The sequence below is a fragment of the Mesobacillus campisalis genome, assembly GCF_000986785.1.
GTDB classification, from domain to species: domain Bacteria; phylum Bacillota; class Bacilli; order Bacillales; family Cytobacillaceae; genus Mesobacillus_B; species Mesobacillus_B campisalis.
In genome coordinates this window covers 56,154-67,621 of record NZ_LAYY01000018.1, presented here as the reverse complement: position 1 = coordinate 67,621, position 11,468 = coordinate 56,154, and the positions used below count along the sequence as shown (strand labels likewise).

Here is an 11,468-nt window from a genome sequence, read left to right as displayed (position 1 = left end):
TCCCTCAAGTCCGCTCGACTTGCATGTATTAGGCACGCCGCCAGCGTTCGTCCTGAGCCAGGATCAAACTCTCCAATAAAAGAGTGATTAGCTCATAAAATAAAACGTTGGCTCATGTTCTTCTATAATAGAAGGCATGAATATTATTGTTTGTTGACGCTTGTTTGTTTAGTTTTCAAAGAGCAATCATCGCCCGTAAGCGACCTTCATAATATACCATGTTGCTTCATGTAAGTCAACAACATTTTTTATTTTGTTTGCCGCTTGCTCAGCAGCGACGTTTATTAATATAACAGCTGCACAGATCTTCGTCAACAACTTTTATGATTTTTTTAAAAAACAACGCAAAAATCAATAAGACTTTCGGTATGTACTTTTATCCGTCGCCATGTATTTCATGCATTCCGAAGGTGGTGCTACCCTTTTGAACAGGGAAAACAATATCTTGTACCGCTCCTTCATTGAACGCTTCACAATATGGTCGATTCGCTCATCCTTCAAATCAAAAAGGATTTCGTCCATTTCCCTTTTGATGAGATACTCTATTTCTTTAATTTCCCGTTCATTAATAAGAAAACCTAGCATAACAACACTCCTTGTGCATCTATGTTCCAGTAATTTACCACTCCCGAACCATTTGTATTCACAAATTTTAATCATATCTTCCTCATTCACACATAAAAATTAGACAAGGAGTCTTGGACGAGGTGAGCAGAATGAATTTCTTTGTTGTATTGAATGGAAAATCCATTAAACAAGCATTAGTCATCATGATTGCTGCATTTTTTACTGCATGGTTCTTTTATGTCGAAAATATCGTGCAAATACCGGCCTTTTCATCAGATGACGGACCGAAAGCAGTATACAAAGGAGAAAAGGATGTGGCCCTAACCTTTAATATCGGATGGGGCGATGAAAAAGCAGAGCCTATACTGGATGTCCTGAAAAAAGAGAATGTTTCATCGGCAACCTTCTTCCTGGCCGGCTCATGGGCGGAACGGCACCCAGAACTTGTAAGCAGGATTGTAAAGGAAGGATATGAGGTCGGAATGCTTGGGTATGATTATAAGGATTATACCGAGTTGGAGGATGCAAAAATCCGGCAGGATATTCTAAAAGCCCAGGAGGCCTTCCGCAAATTGAATATTAAGGATATTGAACTTCTCAGAGCCCCAACAGGGCATTTTGACAAGCGCTCGCTTAATATAGCCGAAAGAGCCGGCTACACGATTGTACATTGGAGTCTGGACTCCAAAGATTGGACGAATCCCGGCGTGCAGCTAATAGTTGATAACATTTCAAAAGCAAAGAAAGGCGATATCATTCTTATGCATGCCTCGGATTCAGCAAAGCAAACAGCTGCGTCCCTTCCTCAGGTTCTAGATCAGCTTAAAAAGAAAAACCTGAAGATGGTGACAGTCTCAGAAATGATTGCCAATGGCAAGTCGGACTCGAAGGAAGTTAATTGAAGCCCTGGCTCCTGGGTTCTTATGCAAAAAACCGTCCACTAGGCATTGGACGGTTTTTTTCTTGAGGCTTTCACTGGCCTTTTATCTGAAATTTTCTTGCTTTGCCGCTCCTCCTGTGACTTCTGGTTGAGTTTTGGAAGCATCAGTAGCTGATAGGCATTACAAACGATTAATGGAAAGATCATCAGGTATATCCAGCTCTGTTCATTTACCCTGAGAATGGGAACCCACTCAAGGGTTGTCGCCACGACCATAAAAAAGAGCGCGGGAACAAAAGCGGAGGAGTTGGTCTGCCTCGATTTCAGATACGCCACTGCCAGTGCCGGCAAAAGGACCAGCAGTGCAAGCCCAAGATACGGCAAGAGGCTTGAGCCTTTATCTGCAAATGCGGCATACCTGAAATAAACCAAATCGAAAAGCACCACTGCAATCAGGACCACCTGAACTGTATTCCAGAGCCTTACGGTTTTAAAGATCCCCAGCCCGAACCTGTGTATGGTTAAGTATGCAAAAAAGCCTGCCTGGCTTAGCAGGCTGAAGATAAACCCAACACCCAGGAGCCAAAATAAAATCGCGAGGATTTCGGCAAGATTGAAGTTCCTGAAAAAGGGTGCAAATTCATCCCAGCGGACGATAAAACCAGTAACTCCTGTTGTCAATCCTCCTAAAAGCAAGGTGGACATAAATAGTCTGACCAAATTCCTGCTTGTCACTATATTTTCCCCCAATAATAAATTTCACCTCTTGATTGTACCAAATGAAGATTAGAAAAATCTAGGCATTGTCCGCTGTCCGTATAATATTTACTGTTTTCCGCATTCTAAAGATAGGTTGTCTTTGTGAAAGGGGAATGAATATGTTTACATCCATCCGATTACTTCTCCCCGCGCTGCTATTAGCTCTAATTGCCGGTTGTGCTCCTGTTGAGACTAGCGGGGAACAAATGGATTATGACGAAACCAAGAAAATGATTGTCGACATTCTGAAAACAGATGAAGGAAAGAAAGCACTAAGGGATATAATGCAGGACGATGGCATCAAGCAAAACCTCATCATGGACCAGGCTGTCGTGTCTGACACGATTCAAAGGACGCTGATTTCGGAAAAAGGCACTGAATTCTGGAAAAAATCATTTGAGGATCCAAAATTCGCCGAAAGCGTTGCAACAAGCATGAAAACAGAGCATGAGAAAATCATCAAGGATTTGATGAAAGACCCTGAATATCGAAGCATGCTGATTGAAATATTCAAGGACCCTGAACTTGAAAAGGAAGTTATGGAAGCAATGCGAAGCAATGAATATCGGCAGCATATGCAGGCAGTGATAACCGAAACATTTGAAAGCCCTCTATTCAAAGCAAAGCTACAGGAGATGATTATCCAGGCAGCTTCCGATATCAACAAGAAACAGGACAAAGAGAATAGCCAATAAGGCAGCTGATTACTGCTAAAGCCTAAAAAAACAGCCTTTCCCTTAACTGCAGGGAAAGGCCATTTTTTCAATTTATTCTTTTTCCAGCTTATGAACGATCTGCTGGGCAATATTTGTGTAGATTCCGCCAATCTGGTCATCTTCCTGGTAAATCGAAGGCGCAAAATCCTCCTCATTCCAGGTTGGCTGGCCAAGCGGCAGCCGGCCAAGGACTTCAGTATTTAGCTCATCGGCAAGCTTTTCGCCGCCTCCCTGCCCAAACACATACTCTTTTTCTCCTGTCAGGCTGCTTTCAAAGTATGACATGTTCTCAATGACTCCGAGAATTTCATGGTCTGTACGCAAAGCCATCGCACCTGCACGGGCGGCAACAAATGCAGCTGTCGGATGCGGGGTAGTGACGATGATTTCCTTGCACGCAGGGAGCATGGAGTGTACATCAAGAGCAACGTCTCCTGTACCCGGAGGAAGGTCCAGCAGCAAGTAATCGAGCTCGCCCCACTCCACTTCGTTAAAAAAGCTGTTCAGCATTTTTCCAAGCATTGGCCCGCGCCAGATGATTGGAGCATTATCTTCAACAAAGAATCCCATGGAAATGACCTTCACACCATGGCGCTCTACAGGAATGATCTTTTCGCCGCGGACGACCGGACGCTTGGTAATCCCCATCATATCGGGTACACTGAAGCCGTAGATATCCGCATCCACCAGGCCCACTTTCTTCCCAAGACGCGCCAGGGAAACGGCGAGATTAACAGATACGGTCGACTTCCCGACGCCGCCTTTGCCGCTAGCAATAGCGATGAACGTTGTACCGCTTGTTGGCGACAGCAGACTGTCCCCTTCTTGGCTGCTTTCCGAACGGTGCTGGGCAAGGATTTCTGCAGGAATCTCCGAGAACCTCAAACCTACTGTTGCAGCGCCGGCTTCCTTCAACAGGTTGACAATCTGGGTCTGAAGCTGCAATTGCTCTGCCGTACCGGTTTTGGCAATCATGATTTTAACACTGACATGATTTTTTTCTTCTTTGATTTTTACTTCCTCGATCGCACCCAATTCTCCAAGTGCTTTATGTAAAAACGGTTCTTGCAGTCCGCCAATCAGCTCTCTTACTTGTGCTTCATTCAACATAACGAAACCCTCCTGTTCATGACTTCAAGTACAAGTATATCACATTAAACGCCTGATTAAGTCCTAATACTCACACTATTGAAATCGTTTTCCAACCGCCACTCTCCCTTCACGCAGCAACTGGCAACAAAAAAGAGGGCAGCGAGACCCTCAATTGAAAATTTTCCGCTCATTTGTATAATAACGCAAGATTCCCTGGTAAATGGACGCGGCTATCTGCTCCTGATATTTATCCTTCCGCATATTCACTCGTTCACCAGGATTGGATAAAAACCCTATTTCCACGAGCACACCTGGTTTTTTGGAGTTCTTCAGCAAATAGATATCTTTCGCCACTTTTTCTTTTCGGTCCGTATTTTGCAGATTTTCACGGAGTTCCTCCTGAATGAATTTGGCAGCCCGCTTGCTTTCCTTGTAATGGCCGGAATAAAAGGTTTGTGCTCCGCTCCATTTCGAGGAAGGAATTGCGTTTAAATGGATACTGGCAAAAAAGTCTGCTTCCGAGGTATTGATAAGCTCAACTCTCCTGCTTAAATCCTGGACCTTCCGCTTGCTGTACCCCTTTAGTCCCGTATCGGCCAGATCAATGTCCGTTTCACGTGTCATAATCACCAGGGCTCCCTGCTCCTGCAGATAATCACGTAATTTCAGGGATACACTCAAAGAGATCTCTTTTTCGATAGCATCCGATACGACTGCTCCCGGATCCACCCCCCCATGTCCCGGATCAATCAGGATCACCTTTCCTGATAGCGGCAGATTCCAGGAATTTAACGCATCTTCGTTGTTAAAGTCATACTGCAGAATTAGAAAAAGCATGATAAGGCCCATTGTAAAAAAAACAATCTGTAGTTTTTTTCTCATTCGCCGTAATCCATCCTTCCTGACTTGTCCCTGCTAATATATATGGGACAAGAAGAAAAGTTAGAACAGATTTTGGCTTAATGCAGCCTGAGTTTATGCTTCTTTTCACCTTTTCTGAAGCCTTCCATCCACCAGCCATCTACATATTGCTCACATAAATAATACAGATTCTCCCCAACAATACCTTCATCTCCCCTTCCCCAGAAAAGGAAGAAATTGAACAATGTATCAACGAGGTGCCGTTCCTCAGTGTGGCAGCGCTCTTTTGCCATTTCGACGGATTCACCATAATAACCAAACCGGCTGTATCGGCCGCCAAGCAAATACGCTTCGATCGCCACATCAAAACATGCTTCCTCAATTCCTGAATTCATAACCAGCCCGGTTGCAAACCTTGATGAACCAAAACATTCCTTGACCCGGCGCTGGAGACTCTGTATTGAAAGCTCTCGCAGCAATGAACGCTCATACTTGATCTGCTTTTCCCTCTTTTTCTCAATAAAAGTTGTTAAGACAGTCACTGAATATTCACCCCTTGGAACTAGTGTAATACCAGGCTGCCTCAGTAATGCAGCTTTTAAGGGGGATTGTATTACCAGTTTTAAAATAAAAAGCCAATTCAAACGCGCTATCTTCTTTTAGCTTCTCAATTCCTGCTTCCGTTAATATTAGGTCACGTTTATTTGTTTACTAAACAAATCTTTTAATTTATACTATCTTTTATGTAACCGCTTAAAGGTGTGCCTTTCATTTCAGCACGCAAATGGAGGATGGTTATTCCAAGATGAATTGGACACTAAATGACCTGCGGATTGTGAAGACTACTATTTATAGGAGGAATGAAGATGAGAACTGTCTATTTGGCTTTTACTGCCGCCTTGGCCATACTGTTTCTGGCAGGATGCCAAGGTCAAGCTGATGGGACACAGCTAAAACTTGCCCATAACCAGACCCTGGACCATCCAGTTCATTTATCTCTCGTGGAATTCGGCCGGCTGGTCGAGGAAAAGTCGGACAAGAAAATAAAAGTTAAGATCTACGCAAACGGGCAATTGGGCAGCGAACGGGAAGTGCTGGAGCTGACCCAATCAGGGGCTGTGGATATCGCAAAGGCAAGTGCCAGCGCCCTTGAAGGCTTTGAGCCGGATTACTCCATTTTCAGCTTGCCGTATACTTTCGAGGACTACGAAGAATTTGAGAAGAAAATGAATGATAAGAGCGTAACAGACCATCTTTATTACCAGACCGAGGAAATTGGCTTTATCGGACTGACTTATTACAATGCAGGTACCCGTCACCTATATACAAAAGACCGTGAAGTACAGGATGTCACTGATATGAGAGGGCTTAAAACGAGGGTCCAGCCCAGCCAAACGAGCGTCAACATGATTGAAGCTTTCGGCGGCCTGCCTACTCCAATGGCTTATGGAGAAGTATACACAGCCCTTCAATCCGGAGTCATTGACGCAGCCGAAAACAATGAAACCTCCCTGGTTGGCAACAGACATGGAGAAGTAGCCAAGTATTATATGTACACCGGCCACCAGATTGTGCCTGACATGCTCGTAATGAATGCTAAGAGGTTCAATCAATTCACAGATGAAGAAAAGAAGATCATCCAGGAAGCAGCAGCAGAATCAACCCTCTACCATGAGGATGTTTGGACGAAGACAATTGAAGAAATGACGCAGACGGCCAAGAACGAAATGGGAGTCGAATTTATCGAAGTAGACAAGACTTCCTTTATGGAAGCAGTTCAGCCTCTTCACGAAGAATATAGGAAAGATGAAAGAACAAAGGATATTTATCAGTTGATAAAGGGGGCTGATGGGAATGAGTAAGATAAAAGACATTCTTGATAAGATATTGATTTCCTTTTCCACCTTGTTATTGGTGTCCATGGTTGTGCTGTCAACCTGGCAGGTACTCTCCAGATATGTTTTTAATATTTCCTCTCCCGGTACCGAGGAGTTAACGAGATATATGCTTATTTGGTTCGGGCTTATGACAGCCGCCTATGTATTTGGGGCAAAAAAACATATTGGCATCTTATTTTTGAGGGAAAAGTTCAATCCGAAAACACAGCTTTTTATTGAAAAAGCAACGGATGTAATCGTCCTGGTGACCGTCGCTGTGCTAATGGTTTTTGGGGGAATTCGGATCGTCATGCTTACCGCTGCCCAGACTGCGGCTGCTACAGGCATGTCGATGGGATTCGTTTATGCTGCCTTGCCGGTCAGCGGTATATGCATCATCCTTTATACCATTCATAGCCTAATGTCATACAAAAAGCCTAAAGAGGACAGAGAGGTGATTTTATAATGGAAACTGTTGCGGGGATTATTCTTTTTGCCTCCTTCTTTTTTCTCTTGGCCTTTGGTGCTCCAATCGCCATCGCCATTATCCTGAGCTCTGTCATCACATTCCTGTTTGTAATGCCTTTCGACGTTGCCATTTTGACGTCTGCCCAAAGAATGGTGACTGGAATTGATAATTTTACGATGCTGGCCATTCCATTGTTTGTCCTTTCAGGAATCATCATGAATAATGGCGGCATCGCCTTTAGACTTGTAAACTTCGCCAAAGTGCTCGTAGGTAAAATGCCTGGAGCGCTGGCGCATACTAACGCAGTAGGAAATATGCTGTTTGGTTCGATTGCGGGCTCTAGTGTCGCCTCCGCTGCAGCAATGGGACGCATCATGCTCCCAATGCAGCTCAATCAAGGATATGACAGAAACTATTCTGCGGCGGTAAATATCGCTTCCGCTCCAACCGGGCTGATTATCCCTCCAAGCTCCGTTCTGATTGTTTATTCATTGGTGAGTGGCGGAACTTCTGTTGCAGCCTTATTCATGGCCGGTTATATTCCGGGTATTTTATGGGGATTGGCTGTCATGGTCGTTGCCTATTTCATGGCCAAAAAAGAGAATTATCCTGTTTCGCAAATACCGAATTTCAAGGATATTTTCTACATTATTCTTAGTGCGATTCCAAGTCTGTTATTAATTCTGATTGTCATTGGCGGAATTGTCGCGGGAATCTTTACAGCAACAGAAGGCGCCGCGGTGGCGGTGATTTACTCGGCTTTATTGTCAATGATATATAAGAGCATCAAATGGAAGGATATCCCCGGCATTTTTAAAGAAACGATTGAAATCACCGGAATGATCCTATTCCTCATTACTGCATCCGCTTTGTTCTCGCTTGTCATGTCCTATATGGGCTTGCCTGAAGCAATCAGCAATGCTTTATTATCAATCACCGAGAATCAGCTTGGCATCATCCTGATCATGATTTTCATCCTTCTGCTGGTAGGAACCTTCATGGATATCACACCGGCAGTCCTAATCTTTACGCCGATTTTCCTGCCAATCTCACAAGACTTTGGCATGGACCCTGTCCACTTCGGCATGATTCTGTGCTTCGCCCTATGTATTGGCAACATGACACCGCCTGTAGGAAGTGCCCTATTCGTTGGCTGCAGTGTTGCCAACGTCCGGATTGAGCAGGTTACCAAAACGCTGCTGCCTTACTTTGCGGCTGTGATTGTAGTGCTTCTGTTCGTGGCATTCATCCCGCAGCTTTCCTTGTTCCTGCCAAATTTGTTTGGTTTATAGTCAGGCTTAGTATTGGGTTGCCTGTACCCAAAGGAATCAAGTCCAATATAGCGCTAAAAGTAAGCTTAAAACCCTCTGCAGATGAAATGCAGAGGGTTTTTGGCTTTTGGCCCGTTCTATGCTTTTTCCCACAGGCGGATAACGGAAACCCTATTTCCATTATGCTTCAACATAAAGACATCGGGGTTGCTTAGTCTTTGCCACTGGTCAAACCCAAAATCAGGGTTGTAATTCCTTAACAGCAGGGACAATAAGTTTCCATGAGTAACGATAATAGACTCCCTGGATTCGGAAAGCAATACTTCCTCCACCACCGCAACAATCCGGCTGGCTGCCTCGCGGCTGGACTCCCCGCCTTCCAATTTTAAATCCTGGTCGTCAAATGTCCTCCTTAATGCATCTAGCCAATTCTCGAGATTATTACTGCTCAATGTTCGCTCCTCTAGCCTGCGGTCAAGCTCAACCTCGATGCCAAGCTGTTTTGCCAAAGGCTTTACCGAATCGACCGCCCTTTGAAAGGGGCTGGAAAGGATCCGGTCAATCTTCATTTCCGAAAAGAACTCGGCTAGCTGGTCAGCCTGCTCCCTCCCTTTTTCGGTAAGCTGTGCTTCCGGCGGCTGCCCTTGGGCTTCACAATGACGGATTAGATAAATTGTCTTCATACCTTTCCTCCAACTGGCTAAAAGTATTGTTAAAAATCCTATTACCTTCTTCTGCCGTGATGGCGCAATTCCCTTTTTTATTTAAAAATCATCTAGCCGGATGCTTATCCACGGAAGCTTTCCTTAGTGTTTAGGCTCACCAGGCATAAGCCCTTCAAGCTCTGCTTCTGACACCGCCTCTCAGTACCCTTTTTTCCTAGCTGCCTGAAATTTCGGGCTCTGACACGACCTCTCAGTTACCTTTTTCCCCGGCTGCCTTAAATTTCGGGTTCTGACACAGCCTCTCCGTGACCTTTTTTCCCGCTCTTCGCCAATTTCGGGCTCTGACACCGCCTCTCTGTGACCTTTTTTACCGACCTCCGCCAATTTCGGGCTCTGACGCCGGCCCTCAGTTACCTTTTTTCGCGACCTCCGCCAATTTCGGGCTCTGACACCGTCTCTCAGTACCCTTTTTGCTGGGTTTAATTTTTCCTGAACACACAAAAAAGACCCCCAGCCAAGTGGCTGGGGGCCTTTGCAGCGCCAAAAATTAACGCTTGGAGAACTGAGGAGCACGACGCGCACCTTTAAGACCGTATTTCTTACGCTCTTTCATACGTGCGTCACGAGTCAATAGTCCTGCGCTCTTAAGGGATGGACGGAATTCTGGATCAGCTTGAAGCAATGCACGAGCGATGCCGTGGCGGATTGCGCCAGCCTGGCCAGTGTAGCCGCCGCCGTTTACGTTCACAAGAACGTCATAAGCGCCAAGAGTTTCAGTTGCTACTAGCGGTTGCTTAACAACCTCACGTAAAGCTGCGAATGGGATATAATCTTCAATTTCACGACCATTAACGATGATTTTGCCGTCGCCAGGTACTAAGCGAACTCGTGCAACGGAGCTCTTACGACGACCAGTACCGATATATTGAACCTGTGCCAAGTAAATAACCTCCTTAATAATTATCCGCGAAGTTCGTAAACTTCTGGTTTTTGTGCTTGCTGCTGATGTTCTGCGCCTGCGTATACATGCAGCTTCTTGAACATTTGACGACCTAGGGAGTTCTTTGGAAGCATTCCTTTGATCGCTAGCTCAAGCATTTTTTCAGGGTAGTTTGTACGCATTTCAAGAGCCGTTCTCTGCTTCAAACCACCTGGGTGCATAGTGTGACGGTAGTAGATTTTGTCATTCAATTTATTACCAGTCAATTGGATTTTAGAAGCATTGATGATGATGACATGGTCACCAGTGTCCACGTGTGGAGTGTAAGTTGGTTTATGTTTACCGCGTAAGATGGATGCAACTTCGCTTGCAAGACGACCAAGAGTTTGGCCTTCCGCATCAACTACGTACCATTTACGCTCGATATTTTTGGCATTAGCCATAAAAGTTGAACGCATGAGTGTCCCTCCTAATTATTCATAGATCAAATTACGTTGTTCGTTTCGATATATTTAACACTGATAAGACTTTCCGGGGCTTATCGTGGGGTTAAAATACATACCTAAAATATAATATATCACTACCCTGTTTTTGTCAACACCAGGATTAGTTGTCATGATTTTTTTTTGTAAAAACTAGTAAAAGACTTCCCAAAGATACAATCCATGCCCAGGTGCCGTTTTCCCTGCGGCAGTCCTGTCCTTCTTTGCAAGAATCTCCCGAAGCTCTTTTGGCTCTCTATCCCCCCGGCCTGTTTCGAGGAGCGTGCCTGTGAGGATGCGAACCATATTATACAGAAAACCATTGCCGGCAAAGCGGATGACCAGAAGGCTGCCCTCCTCCAAAAATTCGACGGCAGTCAGTGTTCTCACTTTGTCTTCCACTTCCGTTTTGGCTGCACAGAAACTAGTAAAATCATGTGTGCCAAGCAGGTATTCGGCACCTTCCCTCATTCTGTCTATATCCAAAGGAAAGGAATATTGGTAGGCATGGCTGCGCAGGAATGGGTCCCGCTGCCTGGAGCGCAGGATATAATAGCGGTATTCCTTCCCTCTGGCGTCATAGCGGGCGTGGAATCCGGAGTCAGTCTTTTCCGCCTTGAGAACGGCAATATCGCCTGGAAGCAGGGAATTGAGGGCCACAGGCCACTTCTCTTCCGGCAGGTTCAGAGGGGTGTCAAAGTGGATGACTTGCCCCTTGGCATGGACGCCGGCATCCGTACGGCCGGAGCCAGTGATTTTGATGCGGCCACCTTTATGCAGTTTGGCAAGTGCCGCCTCTATTTCGCTCTGCACCGTCCTTTTTTCCGGCTGGACCTGAAAGCCAGAATATGCGGTTCCGTCGTAGGACACCGTACATTTTATCCTCATT

General features: G+C 45.2%; 14 protein-coding genes and 1 rRNA gene. 5 read left to right on the top strand and 10 right to left on the bottom strand.

Going from position 1 to position 11,468, the window contains the following annotated elements:
- A 16S ribosomal RNA gene (locus tag WQ57_RS16180) occupies nt 1-79 on the bottom strand; the annotation flags it as partial.
- Nucleotides 80-351: 272 nt separating this feature from the next.
- Nucleotides 352-585: a hypothetical protein gene (locus WQ57_RS16175; protein WP_046524808.1), complete on the bottom strand. Its 234-nt coding sequence runs from the start codon at nt 583-585 to the stop codon at nt 352-354.
- 131 nt (nt 586-716) lie between these two features.
- Between WQ57_RS16175 and pdaB the strand changes: the two genes are divergently transcribed.
- Nucleotides 717-1,469, top strand: a complete 753-nt coding sequence (pdaB, locus tag WQ57_RS16170; RefSeq protein WP_046524807.1) for a polysaccharide deacetylase family sporulation protein PdaB — start codon at nt 717-719, stop codon at nt 1,467-1,469.
- A gap of 38 nt (nt 1,470-1,507) precedes the next feature.
- Here the strand turns inward: pdaB and WQ57_RS16165 are convergent, their stop codons facing one another.
- The gene (locus WQ57_RS16165) at nt 1,508-2,182 is read right to left on the bottom strand and encodes a KinB-signaling pathway activation protein (RefSeq protein WP_046524806.1); all 675 of its coding nucleotides are present in this window, start codon (nt 2,180-2,182) and stop codon (nt 1,508-1,510) included.
- A gap of 143 nt (nt 2,183-2,325) precedes the next feature.
- Between WQ57_RS16165 and gerD the strand changes: the two genes are divergently transcribed.
- On the top strand, nt 2,326-2,901 hold the full coding sequence (gene gerD / locus WQ57_RS16160; RefSeq protein WP_046524805.1) for a spore germination lipoprotein GerD: 576 nt from the start codon (nt 2,326-2,328) through the stop codon (nt 2,899-2,901).
- A 72-nt stretch (nt 2,902-2,973) separates the two neighbouring features.
- Here gerD and WQ57_RS16155 read toward each other — a convergent pair whose 3' ends face one another.
- The 3 genes from WQ57_RS16155 to WQ57_RS16145 all read right to left on the bottom strand — a co-directional run bounded on the left by WQ57_RS16155 (nt 2,974) and on the right by WQ57_RS16145 (nt 5,417).
- The gene (locus tag WQ57_RS16155; RefSeq protein WP_046524804.1) at nt 2,974-4,032 is read right to left on the bottom strand and encodes an Mrp/NBP35 family ATP-binding protein; all 1,059 of its coding nucleotides are present in this window, start codon (nt 4,030-4,032) and stop codon (nt 2,974-2,976) included.
- 150 nt (nt 4,033-4,182) lie between these two features.
- A complete protein-coding gene (gene cwlD / locus WQ57_RS16150; protein WP_046524803.1) occupies nt 4,183-4,896 on the bottom strand; it encodes an N-acetylmuramoyl-L-alanine amidase CwlD in 714 nt (237 codons plus the stop codon).
- 77 nt (nt 4,897-4,973) lie between these two features.
- Nucleotides 4,974-5,417: a YbaK family protein gene (locus WQ57_RS16145; RefSeq protein WP_046524802.1), complete on the bottom strand. Its 444-nt coding sequence runs from the start codon at nt 5,415-5,417 to the stop codon at nt 4,974-4,976.
- A gap of 324 nt (nt 5,418-5,741) precedes the next feature.
- On the opposite strand from WQ57_RS16145, the gene WQ57_RS16140 reads away from it, so the two are divergent.
- The 3 genes from WQ57_RS16140 to WQ57_RS16130 are packed head-to-tail and all read left to right on the top strand — an operon-like array spanning nt 5,742 to nt 8,513.
- Entirely contained in the window at nt 5,742-6,737 is a 996-nt protein-coding gene (locus tag WQ57_RS16140) for a TRAP transporter substrate-binding protein (protein ID WP_046524801.1), read from the top strand.
- Nucleotides 6,730-7,218 (top strand): TRAP transporter small permease, encoded by a 489-nt coding sequence (locus WQ57_RS16135; protein WP_046524800.1) that lies wholly within the window; start codon nt 6,730-6,732, stop codon nt 7,216-7,218. Before WQ57_RS16140 ends, WQ57_RS16135 begins: the two co-directional genes overlap by 8 nt.
- Complete coding sequence (locus tag WQ57_RS16130) at nt 7,218-8,513, top strand: TRAP transporter large permease (RefSeq protein ID WP_046524799.1); 1,296 nt, start codon at nt 7,218-7,220, stop codon at nt 8,511-8,513. Before WQ57_RS16135 ends, WQ57_RS16130 begins: the two co-directional genes overlap by 1 nt.
- Before the next feature lie 116 nt (nt 8,514-8,629).
- Here WQ57_RS16130 and WQ57_RS16125 read toward each other — a convergent pair whose 3' ends face one another.
- From WQ57_RS16125 to truA, 4 genes are all read right to left on the bottom strand, one after another.
- On the bottom strand, nt 8,630-9,175 hold the full coding sequence (locus WQ57_RS16125) for a histidine phosphatase family protein (RefSeq protein ID WP_046524798.1): 546 nt from the start codon (nt 9,173-9,175) through the stop codon (nt 8,630-8,632).
- 529 nt (nt 9,176-9,704) lie between these two features.
- A complete protein-coding gene (gene rpsI / locus WQ57_RS16115; protein WP_046524796.1) occupies nt 9,705-10,097 on the bottom strand; it encodes a 30S ribosomal protein S9 in 393 nt (130 codons plus the stop codon).
- Nucleotides 10,098-10,117: 20 nt separating this feature from the next.
- Nucleotides 10,118-10,555, bottom strand: a complete 438-nt coding sequence (rplM, locus tag WQ57_RS16110) for a 50S ribosomal protein L13 (protein WP_046524795.1) — start codon at nt 10,553-10,555, stop codon at nt 10,118-10,120.
- Nucleotides 10,556-10,732: 177 nt separating this feature from the next.
- Complete coding sequence (gene truA / locus WQ57_RS16105) at nt 10,733-11,467, bottom strand: tRNA pseudouridine(38-40) synthase TruA (RefSeq protein ID WP_046524794.1); 735 nt, start codon at nt 11,465-11,467, stop codon at nt 10,733-10,735.
- Between the last annotated feature and the right edge of the window lies 1 nt (nt 11,468).

What these genes read in the sequence shown, in the direction of transcription:
- WQ57_RS16175 (WP_046524808.1), bottom strand. Translation starts at nt 585, where the DNA reads ATGCTAGGTTTTCTTATTAATGAACGGGAAATTAAAGAAATAGAGTAT.
- pdaB (WP_046524807.1), top strand. Translation starts at nt 717, where the DNA reads ATGAATTTCTTTGTTGTATTGAATGGAAAATCCATTAAACAAGCATTA.
- gerD (WP_046524805.1), top strand. Translation starts at nt 2,326, where the DNA reads ATGTTTACATCCATCCGATTACTTCTCCCCGCGCTGCTATTAGCTCTA.
- WQ57_RS16155 (WP_046524804.1), bottom strand. Translation starts at nt 4,032, where the DNA reads ATGTTGAATGAAGCACAAGTAAGAGAGCTGATTGGCGGACTGCAAGAA.
- cwlD (WP_046524803.1), bottom strand. Translation starts at nt 4,896, where the DNA reads ATGAGAAAAAAACTACAGATTGTTTTTTTTACAATGGGCCTTATCATG.
- WQ57_RS16140 (WP_046524801.1), top strand. Translation starts at nt 5,742, where the DNA reads ATGAGAACTGTCTATTTGGCTTTTACTGCCGCCTTGGCCATACTGTTT.
- WQ57_RS16135 (WP_046524800.1), top strand. Translation starts at nt 6,730, where the DNA reads ATGAGTAAGATAAAAGACATTCTTGATAAGATATTGATTTCCTTTTCC.
- WQ57_RS16130 (WP_046524799.1), top strand. Translation starts at nt 7,218, where the DNA reads ATGGAAACTGTTGCGGGGATTATTCTTTTTGCCTCCTTCTTTTTTCTC.
- WQ57_RS16125 (WP_046524798.1), bottom strand. Translation starts at nt 9,175, where the DNA reads ATGAAGACAATTTATCTAATCCGTCATTGTGAAGCCCAAGGGCAGCCG.
- rplM (WP_046524795.1), bottom strand. Translation starts at nt 10,555, where the DNA reads ATGCGTTCAACTTTTATGGCTAATGCCAAAAATATCGAGCGTAAATGG.
- truA (WP_046524794.1), bottom strand. Translation starts at nt 11,467, where the DNA reads ATGAGGATAAAATGTACGGTGTCCTACGACGGAACCGCATATTCTGGC.